The organism is Kitasatospora sp. NPDC096128 (assembly GCF_040303105.1).
Lineage (GTDB): Bacteria > Actinomycetota > Actinomycetes > Streptomycetales > Streptomycetaceae > Kitasatospora.
This window is the reverse complement of record NZ_JBEOSP010000026.1, coordinates 79,369-102,935: the sequence shown is the minus strand read 5'-3', so window position 1 is coordinate 102,935 and position 23,567 is coordinate 79,369. Positions and strand designations below refer to the sequence as shown.

Below are 23,567 nucleotides of genomic sequence, written 5' to 3'. Positions count from 1 at the left end.
GCCTACCGTTACATTTCGGAGGCTCGATGGCGCTCTTTTGGGTGCGTGAATTTTGATGAGATATCGACCGTCGAGTACTCGCGCGCGAGCTCCTGCGCTGTCCATCCTTGAAAGACAGCCTTCTTGCTGCCGTCCTCGTCGACATAGGGGTGGCCGATGGCGAAGAGTCGATCCTCATCATTGGCCATTAGCGCAAGGAAGCGCAGCATGGGTTGCTCCACGCCGCGCACACAGACCTCTGATGATCCCCCGTAGAAGGCCTTGTGGAACCATTGCGCATGTGGCTTCGAATAGAATAGGGGGAAGGCTCCAGGCTGGTTTAGCTTCTGTTTCCGGCGTCCCGCAGGGGACTTCTCTTGGTCGGCAAGTTCCGGGATTAGGCACCAAACTCCAGTCGTCTGACCTTCCTTCTGCTTCATCAATGTCCAGAACGGCTGGCCTGTGGCAGACTCGCTTGGCAGTGCGATAGGCGAGATCATGGAAGCGATCACGCTGCCGAGATGGGGGAGATCGCCACCCGAGTAGTGCACAATACCGTGATCTTCCAGGTATTTCTTGGCGGCTGGCTGGAATCCGCTCTTTGAGATGAAGATCCCGATGGTGCTCGGAAGGTCACGGATCTTGCCCGCGAATGCGATTGCATCGTCCCGCTCGACTGGGCGGCGGGTATCCTTGCACTCGATGGCTACGCGATGATGGAGGCCGGCGACATCAAATTCGTAAAAGATGTCGATGTTGTAGGAATTTCCGCGGTTGTCGTAGACTGTAGCCCGTCGCGATACCGAGATGTTCTTCCCGTGGGCCCCGAGAAGGGTCTGATATACGAACTGGATGTAGCTCTCGAAAGATTCGCCCGAGTTTGCCATGGCGTGTCCGGTCTGGTCCTTTTGCATGGATGTGGTGCTGCGGCGCGGTGTCGCCCGTAATGGCCAGGCCGATGCCGACGATGATCACGGGCCTCGGGCGGGCCGGTGCGCCCTTTCGAGAGCAACCGGACCCAAAGCGTTCAGGCTGCTCCCGAGCGCCCTTTTCGGCATTGGTCGGCCTACCTGCTGCGAGAATCTCACTCCTCAGTAGGTACTGTCGCCGTCCAGCCGCTGTCAGGCGATCGGTCCTGACTTCCCCCGATCGGATTCAATGCCCACCCTCGGTCCAGAACTGCTGGAGTCGCGCGATCGCCTGGGCCTTGTCCAGCTTGGCGACCTGGTCCTCGGTGAGTCCGACACGATTGATCAGTATGTAAACCAGATCCACGGGAAGCGCCGCGCGTGATGGTTCAGGCGCGCCTCGATCGGTAAGTGTGCCGTCCAGGACGCACGGCCAGAAGACATCCTCCGTCACGTCCGGGTGCTGGGCTCCCCCGCGCACCCGCCCCGGGACGTCACGGGCCCCTCCCAGACCCGGCCGATGACCGCCCCGACGGCCTCCTGCGCTGACACCCGCTCACCCCGGGAACGGTGGCGGAACCTTCGGCCGCCGCCCGAGGGGGCGGAGCCGGTGTCGGTGGGCCGTGCAAGCCTGTGCGCATCGGTGGGAGGGAGCACGGCGTTGCCGAAGAGCAGGGTTCGCAGGAAAGCCGGACAGAAGGCCGGGCGGAAGACCTCGCCTGAGGTCAAACCGGTGGCGCTGTACCACGACATGGCCGTGTACGAGAACTTCGAGCGCTCTGCGCCGCGCATATTTCAGGTCCTCCACAAGGCACAGCAGACCGCACCGGGGGCGCCCCGGCTGCTGTTCTTCGACGTGCAGGGCCACCGGGACAGCGAGGGCGGCTACGACCACGACGCTTGGGAGATGCTCAATGACTTCCTGCCTGAGAAGGCGTTCCCCTACGTCACCGAGCTCCACACACCGCTGTACGTGATGAAGAACCCGCGTCGGCAGAACGACCTGGTCCCGGACCAACTGCTCGTGGGCTACCCGGAAGGGGAGGAGAAGTCGTTCTGGTACGACATCGACTCCCTGCCCCTGCGCACCCGGGAGACCGAGGAAACCAGCCGCAGAACCTCCCCGTCCAAGCAGTCGATCATGGAGTACCTCGGGATCGCTGAGGAGTGCCTGATCTGCTGGGGCTCACCGGTCGAGCGGGCGCATGTGGTTCCTGCCTCTCTGGGCGGCTCGATGGACGTCCGGAACTTCGCCCTGCTCTGCGTGGAGCACCACCGACAGGCGCCGGACATCGCCGACGCCGAGGCCTTCTGGGCTTGGGTCGACTACGCCGAGCTGCGCGATTCGGGCAGCAAGTGGAAGCGGGCGCCGGAGGAAGTGAAGCGCTGGGTGGAGGCCAGCGGTGGTCGGGTCGAGCCCGTGGACCGCGGCGAGACGGCTTTCCTGGCCGCGGTGGAGTTCGAGCTCCGTCACCTCTACAACTGGTCCGACGAGGACTTTGCCAAGGTCTCCTGGGCCTTTCTGGAGGAGTACCACCACGTGCTGGACCGCGCGACCGGGCGGCACTTCGGCGTCGAGCGGAAGGTCGCCACCCACGCCTGGGCCTACCACGTGGCCATGCTGAGGCTCTCCCGTTCCTGACTGCGGCCCGCAACGACCGTGGTCCGGGTCGGCGAGGAGTGTCCTCGAGGCCCTGGCCACGAACGACCGCCATCCGTGCCCCAGGCAGTATTCGAACCTGCTACATCGGCAAGACTCGTGACCAGGTGTTGGAGAAGATTACGGCGCTCAAGGCCCAGGACAACCAGGGCATCCCGACACCCGACACGAACGTGAAGGTGGCCGAGTACCTGACCCACTGGCTGGCTGCGGTCGTGAAGGTGAATCGCCGGCCGAGGACCTAGCAGGGGTATGAGAGCGTGGTCCGGGGCCACCTTGGCGCAAGAAGCTCAGGACCCTTCGGGCTGGGGTGCTGTGCCGCGGGCGAGTGCTGCGAGACCAAGCTGTCCCGCCGCATGGTGCAGTCGATTCACGCCGTCCTGCGGAACGCCCTGAAGAGCGCCGTCCGGGAGGAGCTGATCCTGCGGAACGTCGCCACGCTGGTGCAAGCGCCCACGCCCGACTACGGCACCGGGAAGGGCCTCACTGTCCCGCAGGTCCGCTTGCCCTGAAGGCGGCCAGCGCGGACCGCCTGCACGCCCTCTACGCCCTCGCCCGCGCCATGGGTCTGCGGCGCGGAGAGCTGCTGGGCTTCCACTGGGCGGCGGTGGATCTGGAGCGCGGGATGCTCATCGTCTCAGCAACCTCCAGCGGGTGGACGGCACCCTCCAGATCGGCCCGACCAAGACGGCGTGCTCGCTGTGGCCCCTGCCGCTCGTTCTGGCGGCTCTGCGGGCCCACCGGGAGCGGCAGGCTCAGGAGCGGGCGGGCGGCGCGTGAGCGGTGGAAGGACACCGGCCTGGTGTTCACCAGTCGGATCGGGACGCCGATCGAGCCGGACAACCTTCGGTGGAGCTGGTAACCCGCTCCGGGATCGGCTCGGGCTCTCGCTCCGGTTCCACGACCTCCGCCACGCCTGCGTGAACCTGCTGCTGCTCGACCTGGGTGTTCCGCCTCATATCGTCCGGCAGATCGCTGGCCACAGCGACATCGCCGTGACGATGAAGGTCTATGCCCACGCGTCCCTGGACGAGCAGCGGAAGGCCCTCGGGCCGCTGAGCGACAAGCTTGGCTGAGCCGTTGGCGTACCAGTTGGCGTACGGGACATGAAAACGGCCCCGGAGAGTGATCTCTCCGGGGCCGTTTTGCCTTTTCAGGCGCTTGTGGCCAGGGCCGGGGTCGAACCGGCGACCTTCCGCTTTTCAGGCCAAGCCAGGGCGGTGAGATGCCCCAGTTTGGGCGCTTCTGCCGTCCGTGGGAGTGTGTATTCGGTTGCTGCCATTCGGGGTGGTTGGCGTCAGCACTGGCGTCAACCGGGATGCGAACCGGCTGGCCCAGCCACATCCTTCGCGAGCGTGAACCGATCCGCACGGGCTCAGCCGACCAGCGCAAGGCCGCAAGGCACTCCGCCGCAGGGAAGTCGATCACGCGCTTGGTGGTGATATCGCCGGGGTGAGTGACTCGGCGGGCTGGGCGAGGGCGTCATTCTCGCGGGTGGCTGGTCCACGCGGCAACGGCCGGCCAGGTGAGAGATGGGTGGGATGCGGAGCTGTGCTCCTCGGTGACGTTGGTGCGGGCAAACTTTAGGGCCGAGGTCGGGCCCAACTCGCCCTTGCCCCTCACGAACCCGTTGAACTGGAGGCATTGGACACTGCCGGGGGGCTCGGCCATGGCAGTGGCCATGAGGGGGCTCAGCGGGATGGGCTCAACGTCCTTGGCGACGAGCAGCACTGTTCCGCTGACCACAGGGGTGCTGGTGAGGAGGGCGTCCGGGCTGGGCTTTCCGGTTCCGCGAAGGCTGAGAAGCTCGACCGCGTACTTCTCTCCGTCATATGTCATCGATTTCGCGACAGCCAGATCGCCAGCACCGCACGAGATCATCCGGTGTGAGATCCGGCGAAGGTATGCGTCGAGGCGGGCGAGATCTTCTGGGTGTGGGTCGGCGCTGTCGTGGAAGATCCCATTCCGGATAGGGATGAAACCCTGGAGGTGCTGTCGTGCTGCGGAGTCAGGTGCGACACAGGCAAAGAGACGACGGAAGTTGCTGCTGGCGTCAGGACCGTCAGCGAGCGCTGTGCATACGTTGAACCACGTTCCCATGGCCGGCGCAGCGAGCTTCTCGATGGTGATTCCAGGTAGGGCGAATGGTGGCGTACTGGAGAGGCCAACCACGGCTGCGAAGCGCAGTACCGATTCCAGGGCGTGTAGCCCCTCAGTGAGCTGCTTCTCGGGGTCGGTGGTCCGGATGTACCGGGCAAGGCGTGAGGCTATGGGCGTGGGCAGCTGCTCGCTCGCTATAGTCAGGGTCTGCTCATGGTGACTGGCGAGGACGGTAGTTACGCGGTCAAGGAGTTCCTGGTCGGCGTCGTCCTTGTCGATCCAGTCAGTGGCTCCGAGTCGCATGGCCAACTTGACTTGTTGCTTGGCGCCCTCCCCGGACAGGACAAGAGTGGGGATGCGCGAGCCCTCAGCGTGAAGCTGCCTCAGTAGCCACAGGCCGCCCCACTCCTCCGGGGGCATCTTCATGTCGATGAGGATGAGATCGAAGGGCTGCGCGGCAAGCGCGTCAAGGGCTGCCTGGCCGTCACCGACGAAGGTAAGCCGTGCCTTGGCCCGCCGGAGTGGCATGCACAGGGTTTTTGCGACATCGGTCTGATCGTCTGCCACCAGAATCTGGATGTTGGTGAGAGGTTGGGTCATGTCGTCTCCGGGTCTGCGGTTGGCGCGATGGGGATGGTGATGAGCCACGTGGTACCGGAGTTCACGGGCAGAGCCGAAAGGTGTCCGCCGGCGCGCGTAAGCAGCGAGCGCGCTCCGAGGAGGCCGAGGCCGTTTCCTCCGGGTTTGGTGCTGCGGATCCGCTCGCCAGATTCGAGGGCTGCGAGGACATCGGCTGGGAGGCCAGGGCCGGAGTCGGAGACTTCGATAACGGCTTCGTTGTCATCTGAGGTCCAGTCAAGGGCCATCCCACCACCATGGCGCATGGCCTCTATCGCGTTGCCAACCAGGTTGTCCAGAATCGCGCGGAGGGTTCGCTCTCCCAGAGCAACATGTGCAACGCTCCGGGCGTCGGGGACCGACAGTGAGATCGTTTGAGGAAGCCGGGAAAGCAAGGCTGCAGCGTACGAACGCAGGAAGGACCCCAGCTCGCTGCTCAGCTCGTCGTCGTGGCCGAGCATAGAGGTGGAAGACTTGAGCCGGACGGCGAGCGCCTGGGCTTGGTCGAGGTGCTGGCTGGCCGCCCATTGCTGCTTGCGGCCCATAGTGCGTGTGGTGGCAGGCGCAGAAGCGGCCGTGCGCGCGGCGGTAACCTGGTTTTTCAGGTCGTGGAGGAGGTCCGCGACGGTGGCGCGGTACGGCTCGGTTCTGGGTTGGAGGACGGCAAGCGCAGCGCCAGCGATAGGTCCAGGAGCTGTCGGGACGTGTGCCCGGGTGACTGTCGCCTCGATGCCGAGTTCGAAGGGCCGGAGAGCTACGGTCCTGGTCACACCAGCCCAGAGAGCACAGGTGCGGCCGACTGCCGCCTGTTGTGCGTCGTTGAGGGCGGCGGTGAACCTGAATCTCAGGGGCTCGTGACTGAGCAGCTCGACGCTCGCCTGGCCGGACGTCTTTACCAGGGCGCTGGCAAGCGCGTCGAGGACAGCCCGTTCGCGGCCAGTGAGTTGGGCATCGGGTACGTCTGTTCCGAAACGGATGTCGACACGTCCACGGTGCAGTAGTGCCCAATCGTCAATGAGCTCTGGAACGTGGGCGCCGGGATCATCAGTGCCCATGCAGCGATAGATGTCGCAGAGCCGAACCAGTCGATCGAGGTCCTCGCGAGTCAGGGACTCAGGCTCATCGAGTTGCTCTATGTATTCGACGACCTGCGAGAGCTCGACATCGATACGTCGGGACTGGTCGTCAGCCAACTCGGCCTCGCGAGCGGCACGAAACGCCTTCTCGAACCGGTCAGTCTGCTCGTCGAAGCTTACGACGCGGGTCATGAGCTGGTCAGCTTCGGTGGCCCACTCGAGAAGCGCTTCGGCGGATGCTGCCCATTGGAGACCGAACAGTTTTCCAGCGATCCACCGTTGAAGAGGAACGGTGGTCCTCGTGAGTGCCGCCGCTTGGTGGGCCAGGAGGAAGCGAGCCACTGACTGGTCGCGTGCAGGCGTGGACGCCAGGGCTTTGGCTGGTCGGCGATCAGCGAGGTTGTCCAGGATACCCAGGACTACCTCGCTGGCATTGTGGCGTGCGGCTGTTTTCGATGGACCTGCGGCGCCTTCCCTGACACTGACGCTGGCAGACAGCAGGGCGCTTGAAAGCACGACTGTGGCGCGGCGTTGCTTCAGATGGTCTGGCCCGTATTCGCGCAAGGTGTAGTCGATATGAAGCTGCATGCTGCTGGCGAGGCGGCCGAGGACAGTCGAGGGATCGTGCTCGGCGTCGGGCATGATCGTCCGCCACAGCGGACTCCACACTAGAGGCCACTCCTGAGCGAGAGACGCTGGGAAGTTCTTAGCGATGTAGACGGCACCGATTACAGCCTGGAAGGCGTTTGACCCCACCTCGACAGGGATTCCGTGGTTGGCCTGCCCAATGCCCAGCAGGAGGGCAGGCGCCAGCCCTGTCTGGCGTAGAACAGAGTCGTACACGGTGTTGGTCACAGAGCTGGTGACAACTGATTGGGGTGGTGAGAGAACCGCCCTCTGGGCCCGGACAAGGAGGTATTCGAAGTTGAGGACCTGAGAGCCCATGAATCCGATCGCCTGGTTGTCCTGCTGGTGAAGCGGCGCCAGGAGATTGCGTTGTTCGTAGGCCCAGGAAGCGTGGATCAGGGCCTGTCCCAGTATCGGACGGGCTGCGGGAGGTAGGGAGAATAGGTCCTGCAGCCGCTGTACAGCTGCGGCGTGTTTCTCGGGGCCAGGGATTTCCCCGGGCGCCTGGCGGGGAGCCGACCTGATCGAGATGTCCTTCAGTACGTGGGGCATGTACTTGGAGACGAAGTCCAACGCCGCGTTTCGGGCCGCTGTCTTCTTGTTACTACCTTGTCCCTTTCCCGGCCGACCCAGTCTGTCCGTCACGACGGCTATGAAGACTTTGGCGTGATCAGGGCCTTCGTCGCTGAACTTGTAGCTGGCAGGCTGCTTGCCGCTGCGGGAGAGGAGAGCCTCAAGCATGGTTCTTGGGTCAGCGAGTACCTCCGATCGCGCCATGTTCCCAGCCAACCCGCCTAGGAGCCGCTCGGCCACATCCTGCTCATCAAGAAGGCACAGCACGCCGATCAGCTGGCGGAACAAGCCACCCGCGACGCTCAACGGCAGTGGCTTACCGAGAAGGCCGGCACTGACTCGGCACGAGGGAATCAGCCAGGACTGGTTGACGGCCCATTCGGCGAGTTGGGGTGTGATGGTGCTGGCGTGCTTGCTCAGCGCACCTGCTGTCAACGAGGGCAGTTGCTGATAGCCCCGGACCGCACCGAGCCGCCTTGCGTAAGCGTCTCCGAGCGTTGAGAGGGTGTCCAGTAGCCCTCGCGTCACTCCCGGTAGGAGATCCTGGTGCTCGTAGACGAAGGAGATATGGGTGAGCGCGACGGCCACCGCCCGCCTGATGTTGCCACTCGGCGCACGGAGGCCGACGCTCTGAAGGTGTGTCAGGACAGGCGATATGTCGTGTTCGCGATCGACCACGCAGTGTTCAAGTACACCGAGTGAGCGTCCGATTGAGGTCACGGGAGCGCTCGCTGTCATCTATCCCCCACGCGCACATGCCATCCGTAAGTCGCCCTGACAATACCGGCGGCGCGGTCCCTAGGGGTCGTGATCGACAAGATCCGACTGAGCTAGACCGCGTGTGGGGTGGTGAGCCAGAGCGGCCCACCACCCCACCGCTGCTCAGACGTCGACACGGACGATCTTCCGGTCGGCCTTGAGATAGTAGGTCGCCTCGCTGGCGAGCTCGGCCTCCCATGAGGGCGGACAGTGGCTGCTGGGTGTTGCCCTCTTCTGGGACGCCCCGGGCGACTGGTCAAAGGCGAGGCGTCCCGTGCTCCAAGTAGGAGGTCGCCGAGCGAGATCGGGCGTCAAGGCCGGCGTGGACCCGCCGGGCCAGGCGAGGGATTAGGAGCTCGTCGATCTGGTCGGCGGTGTGGAAGGCGTACTCGCCGATCTCCACGCCGTCCAGGTTGATCTGAGCTCGCTCCTCAGCCGAGAGGATCCCCCCGTCGAAGACGAAGAGCAGCTTGTCGCCCTCGGTCGGGTGGGGTGCCCAGTCCGCGACGAGGAGGCGGCCGATGGGCGGGGTGATGCCGAGCTCCTCCTTGACCTCTCGGGCCGCGCCCTCGCTCGGGGTCTCGCCGGGGTGGAGGTAGCCGCCCGGGATCTCCCAACCCGGCTTGTACGTGGGCTTCACCAGGAGCACGCGGCCAGCTTCGTCGAAGAACAGCACGCCGGCGGCGGTGCGCGGCTGGGCAACGGCCTCGGGGGCGTCGGAGTCGCTCATGACCATGACTGTAGCCGTCCCCGGCGGGCTACCCCACGATGCGCAGTCGCTGGGCCACGCCCGCGAGCTGGTGGCTCGGCTTGCCGCGCTGCTGCCTGACCCAGGTGGTCACCAGGTGTCGTGGGATGAAGTGGTAGCGGACCTGTTCCGGGGCCAGTTCCTCGGCGTCCAGTACCAGGGCGAGGGCCTCGTCCGTGCGGTTCTGCGCGCTGTAGGCGCGGGCTACTTCGAGGGTGTGGCGGACACGCCGCTCGAGCGGCAGGGTGGAGGAGTCCACGCGCGGCCCCTGGTCTGCGGCGACCTGGACATCGCCCAGTTCCATTGCCGTTGAGATGCGGTGGATGGCGACGTTGGTCGGCCCGAAGGCCGTCCACATGTGGTTGGCGTCGTGGCCAAGGCGCTGTGCGGCCTGGTCCGCCTCGGAGAGGAACGTGGTCACCGTGGCCCGGTCGTCGAGCCGGGCGGCGGTCACTGCGCCGACGAGGAAGAGGGTCCCGTAGATCGACAGGTATGTCGGCGAGGCGTCCACAAGGCCACTCTCCAGATAGCCCGCTGAGTCCGCCACCAGGTCCCGCGCTGCGGTGAGGCGACCGCTGGAAAGGAGGCAGTGGGAGACCGATCGGAACAGGGAACCGGTGACGACGAGGTCGCCCGACTCCTGCGCTGCAGCAAGACCGCGGTCGGCGGCCATCCAGGCGAGATCGGCTTCCCCTATCTTCGTCAGCACCATGGCCGCGCCCTGGTACGCCATCGCGAGCAGGGCCTTGGCCTTCAGCTGGTCTTCGCCGTCGTAGGCACGGACAGCAAGCTGGGCGTCCGCCAGGATCTCCGGGATGAGACGAGTGGCCCTGGCGTACCGGGCGTCCTGGTAGGCCGACCATGCGGACCCGACGTCCGCTCGCAGGATTTCCAGGTCGGGTGGCGGATCCGTGGACTCGGACGCCAGTAACGGTGACATGTGCTTGTAGTCCGTGAGTGCTTCGCGCAGCTTCGGCACCGCGCCACCCCGGCTGTCGGTACTCCAGTCGATGAGGGACGGTTCGACCAGCAGGTCGCCCAGTTGTACGTCGAGCGCAGCCGCCAGCGCTTTGATCACCGAGAGCCGGTCGAGTTCGATACGGCCGTTCTCGACCTTGCTCAGCCAGTCGGCGGTCCGCCCGACGAGGCCGGCCAGTACCTCCTGCGGTATGCCTCGTCGGCGGCGGTACCAGGCGACGCGCTCCCCGATGCTCAGCGTCTCGGTCATTCCTCGCATGCCCCCAGCCTGGCGCTGCTTGGTTTCCTTACCCCGGAAGAATTTTCCGGGTTCCGCTGCGTCCATCCTCCTAGCGTTCTGACGTGCCATCAAGCAGTGCTGATGAGCCGCCTGTTGCGAGACGAGGAGGGGCATATGGCGATGGAACGTCGCGGCCGACAGGCCACTGCACCCGCCACGGAGGAGGCGGTCGCGCTCCACCCGGACTCTGAGCGTCCGCACATCCGGCGGCCACCGGGCAGCCTCGTCCTGGGCGACAGCAGCGTGCCCACGCAAAGCACACGGATCGAAGAAGTCCGGTGTGTCTCGGTGCAGATGAGGTTCGTCCTGTCCGCCCGTTCCGTGCCCTTGATCCGGACATCGGTGAGGCGGATCGCGGATGCCTGGGGATTCGACGCCCTGCTGATCGACGATATCGAGCTGGTTGCTTCTGAGCTCTCGGCCAACGTCGTGTTGCACGGTGGCGCGGCGGGCTGTGCTTGCTTCGATGTCCGCCTCGCTCCTTGCCCCTGCGGGCTGAGGATCGAGGTCTCGGACGAAAGCCCGCGGTTGCCTGGCGTCGAACAGTCCGAATCGACCTCGGAGCACGGCCGTGGGCTCTTCCTGGTCGAGGCGGTATGCCGGCGCTGGGGCGTCGAGGAGGGTGGCGGCGGCAAGGTCGTCTGGGCCGAAGTCGGAGCTGATGCGGCGTGAACGCCTACCACGCGTCGTCGGCCCGACACCGGGGCGCGCACCACGACCCGTTGGGTGCCGCGCTCACCTGGCTGTGGGTACTCGGCCACCTGGTCGTTCTGACGCTCCTCGGACTCACGGCACACCACCAGCTCAGCGCTGATCACTCCGGCCCCGCCCTGGCGGCCGACCACGAGCCCGACCGCGAGCCACTGCGTGAGCCCGCGGTCGAAACCGGGGCCTGACAACGATGCCAGGCCCGGCACCATCGCGCACCGCTGATCAGAAGGGAGCACAGCCATGACGTTCACCAGCGTTCGCCTGGAGGCGCCGCAGCCTCCGCCGCCACCTCCCCCGCCGCCGCCGGCACCGCCGACCCCGCAGCCGCCCTACCCGGGGCGGTAGGCGGAAGAGAGACCGTGCGGGCCTGCCGGACGGAACCCGGCAGGCCCGCACGGGCTGATCCTCCCAGACGGCGGTAGGGAGGACGGCATGTCCAGCACGGCGCACAGGCGGACGACTCATCCCAGGCCCGGTCCAGACACCGACGGAGAACGGATCATGACGGCAGTCCTTGGAGACTCATCAACAGCAGCGCTCACCCTCCCGCACGTCGAACGCCTGGCGGACCGCTTCGGCGTGCCGGTAGAGGACGCACTACTCATGGCGATCAACCTGTTCGGCATCTCCTCCGTCCACGCCCGCCACCGGGCCCGGGTCGCAGTGCGCATGGCCACCCGGCCCGAGGTCTCCTGGATGGTGATCGTCCCGCTCAACGCCGAGGCATCACCGTTCAGGCTGGAGGGCCACGACCTCATGCTGGCCGGCAGCCCGATCGCCACCGTCGAGCGGGTCGCCGCCGATGAGGCGGTCGGCGGGTACTTCCGGGACGGCGGTCGCGCCGCCACGCTCAACCCCAACGCCCGCAGCCGCTGCGTGGGGTGCGCGTTCTGCCCGAACACGCTGGAGGCGGCAGCAGACCCCCGGCTCGCCGAGGAACGGGAGCTGAGCGAGTTGCTCGCCGCCATGGTCGAACAGCACCCCCACCGGGACCTGACCGAACTGCGCGAGGTCACCGTGTCGACCGGCTGTTTCGAGCGCGAGCGGGCTGCCGTTGACCACCTGATAGGACTGCGTCAGGTGCTCAGCGCCCACGGAATCGGCGCCCGGATCGGCTTCCTCACCTCGGTGATCCGGAGCACCGGCGCTTTCGAGGAACTGGCCCAGCGCGTGACGCCGTTCGTGCTCCGGCTGACCGCCGAGTGCTTCAGCCGGCGGGACCTGCTGCTCAAGGCCAGCAAGGCGGTGCTGACGGCCGAGGAGATGCCCGAGGTCCTCCGGCGGGCGATGGCGGCCGGTCATGCCACGTCGTTCACCTACATAGTCGGTCTGGACAGCCTCGCGGAACTCAGCGACGGGGTGTCCAAGTTGATGCCGTTCGTCACTGAGTTCCCGAACTTCCAGGTCTACCAGGCGCACAACTCGATCATGGCTGGCCTGCGGGCCGGCGGGTCCGACTCACTGGAGTTCTACCTCCGAGCGCGCCGCGAGATCGAGCGGATCGTGAGCCCGACCGGGCTCCGTCCGGCAGCCTGGGAGTGCTACCGGCCGCTGTGGTACTTCACCTTCGACGGCGAGAGCCTGGTGCCCCCGTGCTGAGCCGGGCCGATGCGCTCTGGAGGGCCGCCGTCTACGTGTCGGTGGTGCTCCTGCACCTCGACGAGAACGTGCTCCTGGAAGAGCCCTTGCGAGCCCGCCACATCAAGCGCCGACCGACGGGCCACTGGGGAACGGTGCCGGGAACCGCGTGGGCCCTTGCCCACACGGCGCTCGCAGCGGGGGAGGCGGCTCCCTGCCGGGCCCTCGTTCCCGTACTCGGTGCCGGCCACGCGGGTGTGGTGCAGCTGGCCTTCGCGTGGTTGTCGGGAGAGCTCGCCTCGGTACGTCCGCAGTACTCCCGGGATGCCGCGGGCCTGGCGCGTCTGGCCCACGACTTTCCCGAGGTGGACGGCCTTGGGGCAGAGGTTCACCCTCTACTCGGAGCGGGGTCGGCTCCGGGGGGCTGTCTCGGTGGTGCCTTGGCGTTCAGCCACGGGTTCGCACTGGACACGCCTGACCGGGTCGTTCTCCCGATCATCGGGGACGGCGAGTGCGAAACGCCCACCACAGCGGCCTCCTGGCTCGCGGCACGGGCGTTGCCTGCAAGCGCGGTGGTCCCGATCATCCACGTCAACGGCTTCCGCATGGGCGACCGGTCCCTGCTGGGCGCGATGACGGACGGGGAACTCGCCGGATACGCGGCCGGGCTGGGCTGGCAGAGCCGCGTGGTGCACGTGTCTGCTGCCTCCCGCGATGAACATGAGTCCTTCCGACAGGCCCTCCTGGAGTCCGTGGGGCAGGCCGCAGACGGTGCGCGTACCGCCGTCTTCCTGCGGTGCATGAAAGGCTGGAGCGGGCCGGAGCAGATCGGTGAACGGCCGCTCCTCGGCACGCCTGGCACCCACAAGACACCGCTCGGCCTGGCGCGCGAAGACGGCTGCCAGCGAGAGCTCCTGGGGCAGTGGCTCGCCTCGTACCGGCCGGCAGAGCTGTTCGACACCGATGGGCGCCCGACCGGAGAGCTGGCCGGCGCGCTCGAAACGGCAGGGCGGCGCCCGGCAGCCCCGCTCTCTCAGCCGACTGCGATCCAGCCCGTGCGCCGTCCGACCTGGGACGGCGGCGACTTCGGGTACGCCATGGACCAAGTTCTTCGGACCCACGCCGTCGCAGGGGATTTCCGCCTCTTCAGCCCTGACGAGCTCGCCTCGAACCGCCTCGGTGCGCTTCAGGACGAGCCGTGGGTGTCCGAGGTCCTGGCGGAGGAGGTCCTGCTGGGATGGCTGTGCGGCTGGCTCGCCGGTGGCCGACGCGGTGTCCTGGTGTCCTACGAGGCTTTCGCGCCGCTCCTGACCTCCGGAGTCGTCGGCCACCTCAAGCACCGTCGGCTCACCGCCGGAGCCCCCGCACCAAGCCTCAACCTGCTGCTGACCTCGTACGGGTGGCACAACGTCTACACGCACGGCGATCCCTCTCTGGCGACTGCCCTGCTGGCGACGTGCGATCCGGCCGTGCGGGTGCTGACCCCGGCGGACCCTGCGCGGGCGGCCCTCGTCCTGGACGAGGCGCTGGGGTCGACCGGCCGCGTCAACATGGTGGTCGCTGGCAAGCATGCGACGGCACAGCAGCCGGACGAGACCATCGAGCAGGAACTGGCACGGGGCGTGGCGGTCTGGCCTCACCTGAGTGATGAGGGCGAGCCCGAGCTCACCATTCTGGTTGCAGGCGATCTTCCTGCGGAGGCCACCACAGTGGCGGTTCCCGTGATCCGAGCCCAGTTGGGCTGCCGGATTCGCGTCGTGGGTGTGCTGGACCTGACGGTCCTCGGAGATCCGCAGGTCTGGCCAAGGGGCCTGTCGGCGGCCGAGACAGCGACGTACCTTGGCGAGAACGCTGCGGTCCTCGTGGCCACGCTGGGCCACCCGGCTGCCGTCTGGGGACTGCTCGCCGGACGGCTCGGCCGTCCTGTCGAAGTCATCGGCTGGCGCGAGCCCCCTGGGCCGATGTCCCAGGCAGCACTCGCCGGTGAACTCGGCCTCGACCCGGCTGGTCTGCTTCAGGCTGCCCGCAAGCTGACCGCCCCGCGGGAGGTGGCGTGCTGATGGACGTCACCATCGACAAGATCGAGACGATGCTGGTCGGAGCCGGCGCGGCTGCCGGGGACGACACCGTCTTCGTCACCGTGCACGGCGGTGGCCGGACAGGTTGGTACGGCCCGGTCAGCGAGCCCGTCGGCCGCGCTGTCGACGTGCTATCCCACGCTGCGGTTGGTCACCTCGTGACCGACCACGACGGCCACCGAGCACGACTGCAGGTCGCGGCCGGCGCACTGGTCGGCAGCGTGGCCGAGTGGGCCGTCGGAGCAGTGGACTGTGCTCTGTGGGATCTCCACGGACGTCTGGCCGATCAGCCAGTAGCCGACCTGTTGGCCCCGGCAGCGAGCCGCTCGTCCGTACCGGCGTACGCCTCGTGGCTCCGCCTTGATCTCAGCGGCCCTCCCGCTTCGGGTGCCCTGGCCCAAGTCGCCGACGAAGGCTGGGCCTTCACCAAGTGGGGTCTCCGGCGCCGACCGGATTCCACCACCGCCACCGAAGCCAGGCACCTTCTCCAGTCCGTGGATCGGGCAGCCGAGATCCTCGGCAAGGGCTTCGCCGTCGACGCGGTCGGAACGTGGAGTCCCGAGCTCGCCACTGCGTTCGCGAAGCGATTCGACAACCCGGCACTCACCTGGCTGGAAGACCCCTTGCCGGAGCACTACCTGCGGATCTACCACCGCCTCGCCAACGCCGGCCTGCCCGTGGCCGTGGGGGAGCGACTGCGGCCGGAGGAAGACCTGCCCATGTTGTTCGACCAGGTGAGGCCGAAGGCGCTCACCATCGACGTCGTCGCGTGTGGCGGGCTAACCCGAGCCGTCGAGATCACCGCGGCGGCTCGCCAGGTCGGCGTCCCCGTCTACCCCCACGGCCGTTCGATGGTGCCGGGGATCCACCTGGCGGCGGCTTTCCCCGACGCCGTCCCCGCCGTCGAGTACCGCCGTCAGTGGGAGCCCCGCCGCCAGACCCTCTACGCCGAACCCTGGACACCCGAGCACGGCCATCTCCCCTCGCCCCGAACCCCCGGCCTCGGCACCCAACCACGGAGACCCCAATGACCCGGAGCAGCGAGAGCCTTCCCGTCCGCGGCACGACCCGGCACGACGAACAGGGTCCCCTCCTCGTGCTCGACCACCGCCTCGACGGCCACGACACCTTCCTGTCCGGCGAACTCGACCTTGGCGATGGGCGCGCGCCGGTGCGCATCATCAGCCTCGACGACGTCACCGTCCTGCGGCCGATGTATCGGGTGGCGGTGCCAGCGCCCGTCTGGTCGGGCACGCTTCACCTGCCGCACGGACTGCGTCCGCGCACCATCCCGACGGACCTCGCGGAGGCGGCCCAGAGGCACGGACGCAACCTGGACGCGCTCGACCAGGCGGAGATGCGGTACGCGCTCACCTTCCTCGGAGAGGCCACGACGGAGTCGATCCGTACAGCGCGCATCGAGGCGATCGTCTCCGCCTTGCCCGTCACCGGAATGGAGGCCGCCTGATGGAGCCCGTCGGATCGCTGATCAGCCTCGACATCGGAGGCACGCTGGGGAACGCGCAGGGCCCGGGTCTCGCCGCCCACCTGGCTGCCGCCTCGCCGCTTGGCCCGAAGCAAGCCCGACGCATCATGCGCGACGTCCTGCACACCGCGCCCGAGATCACCGATGCGGTGGTCGACCGGGTGTGCCGTGCCCTGAGCATCGAGCCATCGGCCTTCCCCCGAGACCTTCCGGTGGCCCCGCTCGTGCTGTTCCCGGGGACGGTCGATGCGCTGCAGGAACTCAGCCGGGAGGCGACCGTCGTGACGCTGTCGAACGTCACGTGCACGGAGGCCGACCCCGAGCGACTCCTCAAGCTCCTGTCCCCTTGGGTCAGCGGCCACTTTCCCTCGTGCCGCACCGGCTACGCCAAACCGGACCGCCGGGCCTTCTGGGCGGTCGCCGACTCGCACCAGGTGCCGCCCTCGCAGATCATCCACGTCGGCGACGACTGGGAGTGCGACATCCGAGGTGCCACGGCCGCGGGACTCCGTGCCGTGTGGGTGTCCCACGGGCGTACGGTGCCTGACGAAACGTCACTCGTTGGACATGGCGTGCTGGTGGCCAACGATCTCGCTGATGCTGTGCAGCACGTACGTCATCTACTCGACCGGAGGCTTCCATGAGCTTGTTCACCGGCACCGTCGGCTACTACCGCCAGTACCGCCCGGGTATCCCGGAGGAGGTCGCCACCGTCCTCGACCAGGCCGCACCGAAGAGCAGCCCTCGCCGGCTCCTGGACGTCGGCACCGGCACCGGCCTGGTCGCCGAGGCCCTGCTGGACCGGTTCGACGACATCATCGCGATCGACAACGACAGCGAGATGCTCGCGGCGGCGGAGTCGGCTCTCCGCCCCGCACTGCCGGACGGGACTGCCCTGGCACTCGTCGAGTCCACGGCCGAGGACTTCACGCCTCCGGCGGGCTGGCTCGCCGACCTCGTCACGATCTGCCGGGCCTTCCACTGGCTCGACCAGGCCACCGTCCTCGCGCTCCTCGACGACCAGGTCGCGCCGGACGGCGCGGTCGCGATCTTCGGGGACAACAGCTTCTGGGCTGCGGACAGCCCCTGGAAGCAGTCCGTGCGCGCGGTCGTCCAGGAGTTTCTCGGAGAGGAGCGCCGGGCCGGCACCAGCACCTTCAAGCACCACAACCGGCCCTACAGCGAAATCATGGAGGAATCCCCGTTCAACCAGGTCGAAGAGGTCCGGGTGCCGGTCCAGCGCACCTGGACCACCGAGGGCATCCTCGGCTACCTCTACTCGACCAGCTTCGCCGCACCCCATCTCTTCGGCGATCGACTCGCCGACTTCGAGACCGCCGTCCGGGCCGTTCTCGCCGAGCACAGCAGCGACGACACCTTCCTTGAGGACAACGAGTTCCTCATCCGGATCGGCCGCCGGAGCGGGATGTGACGCCAGCCGCAGCAACGGCTCGGCAGTACGGTCGGCTCGCCGCCCCGGACGTCGCTGCCGGGCTCGGTGCCGGATCGGTGCTGTGCCTGCCGATCGGCTCCGTCGAACAGCACGGCCCCCACCTGCCGTTGAACACGGACACGGTCATCGCGGAGCAGTTCACCACCCGGCTGGTCGAGCGCTACGGCGACCACCACGACCTGTGGGCGCTGCCCGCGATCCCGTACGGCCTGTCGCTGGAACACATCTGGTCGCCCGGAACGGTCTCGCTGCGAGTGGCGAGCTTCATGTCCCTGCTCGACGCGGTGGTCGGCGGCTACGTCCGATCCACCCCTGCCCGGACCCTTCTGATCGTCAACGGCCATGGCGGCAACCGCGGCGTCCTGGAGGCCGCCCTCTACGAGTTACAGGAGCGGTACGCGCTCGCAGCCTGTGTGATCCACCCGAGTTCGCTGTCGGCCTTCCGAAGCGAAGGCGAGCTGCCGGAGATTCACGCCGGCCACCGCGAGACCTCGCTCATGCTCGCTCTCGCCCCCGAGGACGTCCATCTCGACCGCCTCCCTGTGGACTTCAGCGCCGACGGAGAGCGGCGCGGGGAGATCGACCGGTTGGTGCTCGACCGTGGAGCGACGTGGCCGTGGAACTCCGGCGACAGCGCCATCGGGGCCTGCGGGGTGATCGGCGGCGACCCGCGAGCAGCGTCCCCCGACGTCGGCCACGCGATCGTCGAGAGCGCCCTGGACTCGGCTGCCGGAGTCCTGACCCAGCTTCTCCCTCACCGCCCGCAGTGGCCCGCCTTCGTCAGGAGTTCCCATGGCCCTCACCCCTGCTGAGAAGAGCGCCTTCATACGTGACGGCCTGCTCATCAAGCGCGGCGCCGTTGGCTCCGATCTCGTCGCTCGCGCTCGTGTGCTCGTCGACGACTGGCTCCGAGAGTCGATGGACCCTGCCCTCATCCACTCCTACACCCAGCGCACCTTCGCCCCTGAACTCGGCGGCCACCCCGATCTGCTGGGTCTCTTCTCCAGCTCCGGGGCAGCCACTCTCGCTGGTGCGCTGCTCGGAGACTTCCAGCCCGTCTCAACCACGCAGATCCAGGTCCGCATCCCCGAGTCGCAACCCGAGAAGGCGATGCACGTCGACGGCGTCGCCTGTCCCCACCTCGATCCCGACGAACTGCGGACCTTCTCGCTCCTCGTCGGCGTGGTGCTCTCCGACATCACGGACCCGACCGGCGGAGCGCTGCGCTACCAGCCCGGCGGACACCTGACCATGTCCGAGTGGTTCCGCGACCAGTGGTCCCTCGGCATCACTGACCAGGTCCCTCCGGACGTCGATGCCCGAGCGGGCACGCCGTTCCTCGGGGCTCCTGGAGACGTCCTGCTCATGCACCACCTCGTGCCGCACGCCGTAGGCCGCAACCTCAGCCGCGAACCCCGGATCATGGCGTACTTCCGCGTGTCGCACGTCGCCCATGCCGAACACCGACTCCAGTCACTGCGGGACCCATGGCTGGACTACCCGGGTCTCGCCGGACTGCACCAGGCCGAGGCGTCCTCGTAGGAACCTCCCGCAGCTCCCCCGTGCCGGACAGCCGTTGGAAGCACTACTGCCGAGCCAGACCTGATCCAACTCGCCGATCTTGAAAGCGGAGTGTTCATGCAGCAGATCCCAACCGACCAGCTCGACCGAGCCGCCAGCGCCCTCGAAGCCGGCGAGCTGGTCATCGTCCCCACCTCGCGCTGGTACATGATCTGTGCCGACGCCACCAACGCGCCCGCCTGCCGGAGCATCTTCGAAGGCAAGCGGCGGCCCACCGCCAAGTCCCTCGTCCTCGTCACCCCGTCCCTGGCGGACTGCGAACAACGCTTCGTGATCTCCGACGAGGCCCGCAGCCTGGCGGAGGCATTCTGGCCGGGCGATCTGGCCCTCCTCCTGCCTTGGCGTGACGCCGACGAGGGTGCTCGGCATTCTGCCGTCGGTACTCCGGCCCTCGTCACCAACTCCCCGGGCCCACTCGGGATGCTGGCCTCGCTGACCCGCACTCCCATCGCCGCGACCACTGTCAACATCTCCGGGGATGCGGGCATCGACGCGCGCGGGCCGGCGATCTCGCCCGAGGAGGTCGCCGACTTCCTGAGCCTCACGGGTGTCAAGGCGACCGTGATCCTGGACAGCGGTGTCTGCCCGGCCGCCAACCACCTGACGATCATCGACTGCTCGACCGCTGACGCACGTCTCGTCCGGGCCGGACTCGTTCACGAACGCGCGGTCGAAGCGGTACTCGGACGCGAGATCCTTTCCTGAACGGAGCCACCGATGCTCCGATCTCGGCGCCACCTCTCGCGGAAGGAGTAGGCGTGACGCAGACGTCCGACGGGGTGCCTGGTATCGCCGCTGCGATCGTGGTTCACAAGGGCCGCGTGCTGATGGTGCGGCGCCTGGTCAGCGAGGGGGAGCTGTCCTGGCAGTTCCCGGCCGGCAAGATCGAGGCCGGGGAGACGCCGTTGCAGGCCGCTGTCCGTGAGACCCGGGAGGAAACGGGCCTGAACGTGGCAGCCGTCAGGCTCTTGGGCGAGCGTGTCCACCCGAAGACAGGGCGGTGGCTGTTCTACGTAGCCTGCGCGGTCCAGACCGGAGAGGCGCAGGTTGCGGCTCCCGACGAAGTGGCCGAGCTTGCCTGGGTCTCGCCTGATGAGATCCCCGCATACGTGCCCTACGGGATCTTTGAGCCCGTGCAGGCATGCCTGGACGGCGCGTCCCTCGGTTAACCGCGCTGCCGGACATGCTTGCCGCGGGGTCGTCACCGGTTTGGGGCGACCCCGCGCCAGTTCGGCCTACTCGTTCCAGATCGCTCCGGCCATCATCCCGTCGAAGGCGAGGGCTCTCATGGCGGTGTCGAAGTCGTCCCATTCGTGCTCGGGTTCGATGTAGTGCAGGTCGAAGTCGGCCCGGGTGAGGTCGGGCTCGCGCCACTCGTGGGCGCAGCGGCAGCGGACGAAGATCTGGTCGTGGACGGCGAGGAGGAGCCAGTCGCGGCGGGCGCCGCAGGCGGTGCAGGTGATGGTGATGCCGCGGGGGTTGAGCTCGGCGGGGTGCGGGACGGCGCGGATGACGGCACGCGCGGGTTCGGGGGCGGGGTTGTAGAAGTCGTGGTCGTAGTCGGTCATGCGGTCCCTTCGGGTCGGCAGCGGGGCAGCACGGGACCATACGACGAGCGGTGCGGGAATGGATCCCTCCCAGCGAGAAGGACATCGAATCGACACCGTCACCTCGCTGCAGGGTAGTTGTGGCGCTCTGGCTGAGCGGGTTTCCTCGGGAAGTCCCGGCGGTCTGCTTCGTTGGCTGGGTTCTGCTTTCGGCGGCGGCTGACGGGTGATGTCCGTGCTGGGCGAGATTGGTGGGCGGGTGCGGAGGCTCCGTACCCGCCCACCTGGGTTGGTCAGCGTGTTCGGCGCACCTGGTCGGGTTCGACCGGCGCCGGCAGTGTGATGACCGCGGTGGCCGGTGTGCCGGGGGTGCGGGCGGTGGTGCGGGCGCGGGCTGCCCTGGTGCGCAGTTCGTCGGGGGTTGCGGCCGGTGCGGGGGCGGGGAGGCCCGCGTCGCGGCGGATGCGCCAGGTGAGGACGGCGGCGGGTGAGTCGGCGGTGGCGAGTTCGCGGCGCCCGGCGGCGTTGGTGAGCAGGGTGGTCGGGTTGTGGCCGGCGGCCTCGGCCTGGGCGAGGGTGGCGGCGAGGGCTGCCCAGTTCTCCTCGGCGAGGAGCCGGGTGGCCTGGTCGGCGGGCAGCGTGCGGCGGACGGCGTCGGCCTGCCGGTCGTGGTCGGGCTTCGGGAGGAGTCGGCCTTCGAGGGTGAGGTGGGCGATCGGCTTGGCCGCGTGCCGGGTGTAGGCCGCGCGAAGGTGGTCCGCCGCCGTGCGGGCGGCGTCGGCCTGGTGGCGGTGGCCTTGGGCGGCGTGCCACTTGGCGATCACGATGGCGAGCAGGACGAGGCTGGTCAGGGCCGTGGCGGCGGCCGTGCCGTCCTCGCCCCGGCCGGTGGCGGGTCCGGCGTGGAGGAGTTCGCGGGCGGCGGAGCGCATCGCGCGCAGGTCGGCGCCGGCGGCGCGGGTGTGGGCGGTGCGGGTGTACTCCAGGGCCCGTGTGGCCTGGTGGAGTTCCTTCCTGCTGAGGGTGGGGCTGGTGGCGGCGAGCGTGTCGAGGACTTCGAGGCCGCCCCGGATCACCGCTTCCGCGCGGGCGACGTCCTGGTCGTCGTCGAAGGCCGGGTAGGCGCGTTCGATGGTGGTGCTGGCCCGGTGGCGGCCGTCAGCGGGCCAGGTGCGGGGGTCGGGCGTGGGGAAGGCGGGTTCGTCGACGCCGAGGGCGAAGCGGGCCTGGATCTTCGGCTGGGTGAGGTCGGAGGCGAGCTTGCTGCCGGAGAACCAGATCGGCCCGCTCTCGCCGCTGGCGGGAAGGGCGAACTTGTAGCCGGTCACGTCGCCGGAGGGAACGCGGCGCACGGCGAGGAGCACGCCCTTCGCGGTGAGTCGGGCGGTGAACTCCTCCTCGTCCGCGGCCCCGGCCAGGGCCTGGCGTACGGCGGTTCGCAGGCGGTCGCGGTTGGTGCCCTCCTGGCCGAGGCGCTGGGCCTTGTGCAACTCCGTGCCCTTGGCGCGCTTGGGGATCGCATCCCGGTACTCGCGGGTGCGGGTGTCGGAGAGGTCCTTGAGCTTGTACTCGCGTTCGATCTTCGTGAGTTCGGACTCGACGCGGTACTGGTCGCTGCGTAGGCGGGCCTGCGTGAGGTCCGCCCGGACAACGGTCGCGAGGATGTGGATGTGGTCGTCGGCGTGGCGCACGGCGATCCAGCGGCAGCCGTTCGGGTCGCCGTCTGGTGCGATGCCAGCGGCGGTCACAATCCGGCGGGCGATGGTGCCCCATTCCTCGTCGCTGAGGATGCGGTCGGTCAGGTCGGCGCGCACGGGCCGGTGGTAGACGTGCTGGGTGACCGGCTTGCCGTAGCGGACGACGTGCAGGTCGAGCGCGTCGCGGAGCTGGACCAGGGTGGCATCTGGGTCGACTGGGTCACGGCCGGGGTCGGGGGCGAAGCCGCCCCAGGACGCGACGATGTGCGGGTCGGTGTGCTCGTTGGCCTTGCCGGGACCGAAGAGGTACTTGAGCGCGCCGTGCGTCTTGGACCCGCGTATGGGCTTGCTGATCATCGGCGCTTCGCCTTCGCCAGGCGCATGGCCGACGCGTCGACCTCCGCAACGGCCGCCCGGACCTCGGCGACCAGGGCCAGAGCCCTGTCGAGGACGGCCCCCGCCGGGCCCGGCTCGATGCCGATGCCGGCGTTGAGCCGGTAGGCGATCTGGTTGGCGTTGTTGCCGACCGGCGCCAGCTGGCCGCGTGCCGCGTCGAGCGCCACGATGGCCCGCTCCAACTGCTCGTCGCGGGTAGTGATGCCGGCGAGGTCCTCGGCCAGCGCCTTGCGCTCCAGGTAGGCGGCAACGTTCAGTTCGGCTGCGGCGGCCAGCTGCTCGATGCGCGCCTTCTGGGCTTCGGTGCAGCGGAAGCCCACCTTCTTCGGCAAGGGGTTATCGGGGTCACGGCGGCGACGCTTCGGGGCGCGCTGTACGCGGCGGGCGGCGCTCGCGGAAGAGCTGGCAACGGGGAGCGTCAGCACGTCGGCGATGGGCTCGGACGGCGTGTCGGAGGGCTTCTCCTGCTTCGCCGCGCCCTCGCGGTGAAGCTCCGGTGCTGCCGCCCTCGGCAGCACCGGCTCGTCCACGCCCTCCTGGGCGGGGACGTCCGCGTACGTGGCCCCGTAGGGGCCCCGTATGCACTCGCTTGCTCCGCCAGGGGCAGGGAGGTAGTCAACTCCGTTGCAGTCCTGGGAGCTTACAGACTTCCCGAGCAGGCTGTGCAGGGTTCGTCGGACGGCGTTCACGCGTGTCGTTCCTCGGTGGCGGCTGGCGATGCGGGCTGGTGAGTG

General features: G+C 68.1%; 25 protein-coding genes. 17 read left to right on the top strand and 8 right to left on the bottom strand.

All coding sequences use genetic code 11. From position 1 onward, the window contains the following. Window positions 1-8: 8 nt before the first annotated feature. On the bottom strand, window positions 9-893 hold the full coding sequence (locus tag ABTY61_RS26790) for a restriction endonuclease (RefSeq protein WP_350507629.1): 885 nt from the start codon (window positions 891-893) through the stop codon (window positions 9-11). Window positions 894-1,620: 727 nt separating this feature from the next. Between ABTY61_RS26790 and ABTY61_RS26785 the strand changes: the two genes are divergently transcribed. The 5 genes from ABTY61_RS26785 to ABTY61_RS26765 all read left to right on the top strand — a co-directional run bounded on the left by ABTY61_RS26785 (window position 1,621) and on the right by ABTY61_RS26765 (window position 3,623). Beyond that, window positions 1,621-2,529: an HNH endonuclease signature motif containing protein gene (locus ABTY61_RS26785; RefSeq protein WP_350507628.1), complete on the top strand. Its 909-nt coding sequence runs from the start codon at window positions 1,621-1,623 to the stop codon at window positions 2,527-2,529. A gap of 125 nt (window positions 2,530-2,654) precedes the next feature. Continuing rightward, a complete protein-coding gene (locus ABTY61_RS26780; RefSeq protein ID WP_350507627.1) occupies window positions 2,655-2,792 on the top strand; it encodes a hypothetical protein in 138 nt (45 codons plus the stop codon). 111 nt (window positions 2,793-2,903) lie between these two features. Further along, entirely contained in the window at window positions 2,904-3,059 is a 156-nt protein-coding gene (locus ABTY61_RS26775) for a hypothetical protein (RefSeq protein ID WP_350507626.1), read from the top strand. A gap of 142 nt (window positions 3,060-3,201) precedes the next feature. Beyond that, window positions 3,202-3,327, top strand: a complete 126-nt coding sequence (locus ABTY61_RS26770) for a hypothetical protein (RefSeq protein WP_350507625.1) — start codon at window positions 3,202-3,204, stop codon at window positions 3,325-3,327. Next, a complete protein-coding gene (locus ABTY61_RS26765; RefSeq protein WP_350507624.1) occupies window positions 3,324-3,623 on the top strand; it encodes a tyrosine-type recombinase/integrase in 300 nt (99 codons plus the stop codon). Before ABTY61_RS26770 ends, ABTY61_RS26765 begins: the two co-directional genes overlap by 4 nt. 406 nt (window positions 3,624-4,029) lie before the next feature. On the opposite strand, the gene ABTY61_RS26760 is transcribed toward ABTY61_RS26765, so the two are convergent. From ABTY61_RS26760 to ABTY61_RS26745, 4 genes are all read right to left on the bottom strand, one after another. Further along, complete coding sequence (locus ABTY61_RS26760) at window positions 4,030-5,247, bottom strand: response regulator transcription factor (RefSeq protein ID WP_350507623.1); 1,218 nt, start codon at window positions 5,245-5,247, stop codon at window positions 4,030-4,032. Next, on the bottom strand, window positions 5,244-8,261 hold the full coding sequence (locus tag ABTY61_RS26755; protein ID WP_350507622.1) for an ATP-binding protein: 3,018 nt from the start codon (window positions 8,259-8,261) through the stop codon (window positions 5,244-5,246). The genes ABTY61_RS26760 and ABTY61_RS26755 overlap by 4 nt, the downstream gene beginning before the upstream one ends. A gap of 295 nt (window positions 8,262-8,556) precedes the next feature. Beyond that, window positions 8,557-9,030, bottom strand: coding sequence for an NUDIX domain-containing protein (locus tag ABTY61_RS26750; RefSeq protein ID WP_350507621.1), 474 nt, complete (start codon window positions 9,028-9,030; stop codon window positions 8,557-8,559). Between the two features lie 28 nt (window positions 9,031-9,058). Beyond that, the gene (locus tag ABTY61_RS26745) at window positions 9,059-10,276 is read right to left on the bottom strand and encodes a helix-turn-helix domain-containing protein (RefSeq protein ID WP_350507620.1); all 1,218 of its coding nucleotides are present in this window, start codon (window positions 10,274-10,276) and stop codon (window positions 9,059-9,061) included. Between the two features lie 111 nt (window positions 10,277-10,387). Between ABTY61_RS26745 and ABTY61_RS26740 the strand changes: the two genes are divergently transcribed. The 12 genes from ABTY61_RS26740 to ABTY61_RS26685 all read left to right on the top strand — a co-directional run bounded on the left by ABTY61_RS26740 (window position 10,388) and on the right by ABTY61_RS26685 (window position 20,362). After that, the gene (locus ABTY61_RS26740) at window positions 10,388-10,978 is read left to right on the top strand and encodes an ATP-binding protein (RefSeq protein ID WP_350507619.1); all 591 of its coding nucleotides are present in this window, start codon (window positions 10,388-10,390) and stop codon (window positions 10,976-10,978) included. Next, window positions 10,975-11,202: a hypothetical protein gene (locus tag ABTY61_RS26735; RefSeq protein ID WP_350507618.1), complete on the top strand. Its 228-nt coding sequence runs from the start codon at window positions 10,975-10,977 to the stop codon at window positions 11,200-11,202. The genes ABTY61_RS26740 and ABTY61_RS26735 overlap by 4 nt, the downstream gene beginning before the upstream one ends. A 316-nt stretch (window positions 11,203-11,518) precedes the next feature. Continuing rightward, window positions 11,519-12,616: a hypothetical protein gene (locus ABTY61_RS26730; RefSeq protein WP_350507617.1), complete on the top strand. Its 1,098-nt coding sequence runs from the start codon at window positions 11,519-11,521 to the stop codon at window positions 12,614-12,616. Beyond that, the gene (locus ABTY61_RS26725; RefSeq protein ID WP_350507616.1) at window positions 12,610-14,655 is read left to right on the top strand and encodes a phosphoketolase family protein; all 2,046 of its coding nucleotides are present in this window, start codon (window positions 12,610-12,612) and stop codon (window positions 14,653-14,655) included. The genes ABTY61_RS26730 and ABTY61_RS26725 overlap by 7 nt, the downstream gene beginning before the upstream one ends. Continuing rightward, complete coding sequence (locus tag ABTY61_RS26720) at window positions 14,655-15,704, top strand: enolase C-terminal domain-like protein (protein WP_350507615.1); 1,050 nt, start codon at window positions 14,655-14,657, stop codon at window positions 15,702-15,704. The genes ABTY61_RS26725 and ABTY61_RS26720 overlap by 1 nt, the downstream gene beginning before the upstream one ends. After that, the gene (locus ABTY61_RS26715) at window positions 15,701-16,141 is read left to right on the top strand and encodes a hypothetical protein (RefSeq protein WP_350507614.1); all 441 of its coding nucleotides are present in this window, start codon (window positions 15,701-15,703) and stop codon (window positions 16,139-16,141) included. Before ABTY61_RS26720 ends, ABTY61_RS26715 begins: the two co-directional genes overlap by 4 nt. After that, window positions 16,141-16,803 carry an HAD family hydrolase gene (locus tag ABTY61_RS26710; RefSeq protein WP_350507613.1) on the top strand — a complete coding sequence of 221 codons (663 nt, stop codon included), beginning with the start codon at window positions 16,141-16,143 and terminating at the stop codon, window positions 16,801-16,803. Before ABTY61_RS26715 ends, ABTY61_RS26710 begins: the two co-directional genes overlap by 1 nt. Next, window positions 16,800-17,591, top strand: coding sequence for a methyltransferase domain-containing protein (locus ABTY61_RS26705; RefSeq protein ID WP_350507612.1), 792 nt, complete (start codon window positions 16,800-16,802; stop codon window positions 17,589-17,591). Before ABTY61_RS26710 ends, ABTY61_RS26705 begins: the two co-directional genes overlap by 4 nt. Further along, on the top strand, window positions 17,588-18,424 hold the full coding sequence (locus ABTY61_RS26700; protein ID WP_350507611.1) for a creatininase family protein: 837 nt from the start codon (window positions 17,588-17,590) through the stop codon (window positions 18,422-18,424). The genes ABTY61_RS26705 and ABTY61_RS26700 overlap by 4 nt, the downstream gene beginning before the upstream one ends. Continuing rightward, window positions 18,405-19,154 (top strand): phytanoyl-CoA dioxygenase family protein, encoded by a 750-nt coding sequence (locus ABTY61_RS26695; RefSeq protein WP_350507610.1) that lies wholly within the window; start codon window positions 18,405-18,407, stop codon window positions 19,152-19,154. The genes ABTY61_RS26700 and ABTY61_RS26695 overlap by 20 nt, the downstream gene beginning before the upstream one ends. Window positions 19,155-19,250: 96 nt before the next feature. Continuing rightward, complete coding sequence (locus ABTY61_RS26690) at window positions 19,251-19,898, top strand: L-threonylcarbamoyladenylate synthase (RefSeq protein WP_350507647.1); 648 nt, start codon at window positions 19,251-19,253, stop codon at window positions 19,896-19,898. Window positions 19,899-19,951: 53 nt separating this feature from the next. Next, window positions 19,952-20,362 carry an NUDIX hydrolase gene (locus ABTY61_RS26685; RefSeq protein WP_350507609.1) on the top strand — a complete coding sequence of 137 codons (411 nt, stop codon included), beginning with the start codon at window positions 19,952-19,954 and terminating at the stop codon, window positions 20,360-20,362. Between the two features lie 66 nt (window positions 20,363-20,428). Here the strand turns inward: ABTY61_RS26685 and ABTY61_RS26680 are convergent, their stop codons facing one another. From ABTY61_RS26680 to ABTY61_RS26670, 3 genes are all read right to left on the bottom strand, one after another. Beyond that, window positions 20,429-20,761, bottom strand: coding sequence for a hypothetical protein (locus ABTY61_RS26680; RefSeq protein WP_350507608.1), 333 nt, complete (start codon window positions 20,759-20,761; stop codon window positions 20,429-20,431). Between the two features lie 272 nt (window positions 20,762-21,033). Next, entirely contained in the window at window positions 21,034-22,794 is a 1,761-nt protein-coding gene (locus tag ABTY61_RS26675) for a relaxase family protein (RefSeq protein ID WP_350507607.1), read from the bottom strand. Continuing rightward, window positions 22,791-23,363: a plasmid mobilization protein gene (locus ABTY61_RS26670; RefSeq protein WP_350507606.1), complete on the bottom strand. Its 573-nt coding sequence runs from the start codon at window positions 23,361-23,363 to the stop codon at window positions 22,791-22,793. The genes ABTY61_RS26675 and ABTY61_RS26670 overlap by 4 nt, the downstream gene beginning before the upstream one ends. Between the last annotated feature and the right edge of the window lie 204 nt (window positions 23,364-23,567).

Bases quoted from the DNA above. Each gene is read 5' to 3' on its own strand.
- ABTY61_RS26790 (WP_350507629.1), bottom strand. From the start codon at position 893: ATGCAAAAGGACCAGACCGGACACGCCATGGCAAACTCGGGCGAATCT.
- ABTY61_RS26775 (WP_350507626.1), top strand. From the start codon at position 2,904: ATGGTGCAGTCGATTCACGCCGTCCTGCGGAACGCCCTGAAGAGCGCC.
- ABTY61_RS26760 (WP_350507623.1), bottom strand. From the start codon at position 5,247: ATGACCCAACCTCTCACCAACATCCAGATTCTGGTGGCAGACGATCAG.
- ABTY61_RS26750 (WP_350507621.1), bottom strand. From the start codon at position 9,030: ATGAGCGACTCCGACGCCCCCGAGGCCGTTGCCCAGCCGCGCACCGCC.
- ABTY61_RS26745 (WP_350507620.1), bottom strand. From the start codon at position 10,276: ATGACCGAGACGCTGAGCATCGGGGAGCGCGTCGCCTGGTACCGCCGC.
- ABTY61_RS26740 (WP_350507619.1), top strand. From the start codon at position 10,388: ATGAGCCGCCTGTTGCGAGACGAGGAGGGGCATATGGCGATGGAACGT.
- ABTY61_RS26730 (WP_350507617.1), top strand. From the start codon at position 11,519: ATGACGGCAGTCCTTGGAGACTCATCAACAGCAGCGCTCACCCTCCCG.
- ABTY61_RS26720 (WP_350507615.1), top strand. From the start codon at position 14,655: ATGGACGTCACCATCGACAAGATCGAGACGATGCTGGTCGGAGCCGGC.
- ABTY61_RS26715 (WP_350507614.1), top strand. From the start codon at position 15,701: ATGACCCGGAGCAGCGAGAGCCTTCCCGTCCGCGGCACGACCCGGCAC.
- ABTY61_RS26710 (WP_350507613.1), top strand. From the start codon at position 16,141: ATGGAGCCCGTCGGATCGCTGATCAGCCTCGACATCGGAGGCACGCTG.
- ABTY61_RS26705 (WP_350507612.1), top strand. From the start codon at position 16,800: ATGAGCTTGTTCACCGGCACCGTCGGCTACTACCGCCAGTACCGCCCG.
- ABTY61_RS26695 (WP_350507610.1), top strand. From the start codon at position 18,405: ATGGCCCTCACCCCTGCTGAGAAGAGCGCCTTCATACGTGACGGCCTG.
- ABTY61_RS26690 (WP_350507647.1), top strand. From the start codon at position 19,251: ATGCAGCAGATCCCAACCGACCAGCTCGACCGAGCCGCCAGCGCCCTC.
- ABTY61_RS26680 (WP_350507608.1), bottom strand. From the start codon at position 20,761: ATGACCGACTACGACCACGACTTCTACAACCCCGCCCCCGAACCCGCG.
- ABTY61_RS26675 (WP_350507607.1), bottom strand. From the start codon at position 22,794: ATGATCAGCAAGCCCATACGCGGGTCCAAGACGCACGGCGCGCTCAAG.